This is a genomic window from uncultured Tenacibaculum sp. (assembly GCF_947502995.1).
Taxonomy (GTDB): domain Bacteria; phylum Bacteroidota; class Bacteroidia; order Flavobacteriales; family Flavobacteriaceae; genus Polaribacter.
Genome location: NZ_CANNBW010000054.1, coordinates 1 through 1,123, shown reverse-complemented (window position 1 = coordinate 1,123; position 1,123 = coordinate 1). Strand labels below are relative to the sequence as shown.

The 1,123-nt window shown below is 36.2% G+C and carries 1 pseudogene; it reads right to left on the bottom strand.

The annotated features are described in order from the left end of the window. Positions 1-1,123: pseudogene (locus Q1A46_RS20705) on the bottom strand (hypothetical protein); the annotation flags it as partial.

Sequence of the window (1,123 nt, the reverse complement as noted above, 5' to 3'; positions counted from 1 at the left end):
CACTAAAATCATAAATCAATTCTTCCCATGAATTGGAAACTGTAGTGTTTAAATCAACTTCATGAGTAATACTGGCATCTTGATTCTCTAACTTCAACTTCACTACCACTCCTTGTTTTGGTGACCAGGTTTTTACACTAATCTTTGAATACGTTGTAAAATCTAATGCTGCTCCTGTTTCAAAAAAGGCACCTGCCCAAACTTCTGAACCACTGGTCTTAGTTAACTTTGCTACATTAGATGTAGTATTTACACCACTCATATCTGGATTGGTAATCACTTCAACTCCAGCAATATTTCCGAAGGAAGTAAAAGTTGGGGCTGTGCCTTCAAAATCTTGGAATACTAAAGGAGAAACTCCTGAATCGTTTACTAAAGTAATATCATCATAATAATATTCACTACCATCTCCTGGATTACCAAAATCAAAGAAAATCACTATACGAACATAATCTGCTGTTGGAGCTCCACTAAAATCATAAATCAATTCTTCCCATGCATTAGAAACTGTAGTGTTTAAATCAACTTCATGAGTTATACTGGCATCTTGATTCTCTAATTTTAACTTCACTACTGCTCCTTGTTTAGGCGACCATGTTTTTACACTAATTTTTGAAAAAGTAGCTAAATCTAATGGTGTAGAAATTTCAAAGAATCCTCCTGCCCAAACTTCTGATCCGCTACCTTTTGTTAATCTAGCAACATTAGCTGTAGTATTTACTCCACTCATATCTGGATTGGATACAACCTCTACTCCTGCTCCTCCAAAACTTGTAAATACTGGTGCTGTGCCCTCAAAGCCTTCTACTGCTTGACTTGTTGTATCTGTTGGACTTTTCCAGAAATAAACATTATCGATAAATACAATGCCTTCTCCACTTGGATCACTTGATATAATGTATTGATTGATATCTGAGAATGAATCCATTCCTGCTGCTGCAAAATCTGATAAAGGAATATCTAAAGAAACCCATTCTCCTTGAGTTGGAGTAAATGATAATTCTGCTTCGGTATCGCCTGCTCCTCCAAAACCATCTCCTTTAAAATCAACTAATTTTAAACGGAAAGCTGTAACGTTTGGAGTCCAAACATCTAAGTGGATAAACTCCATACCTGAAGCATC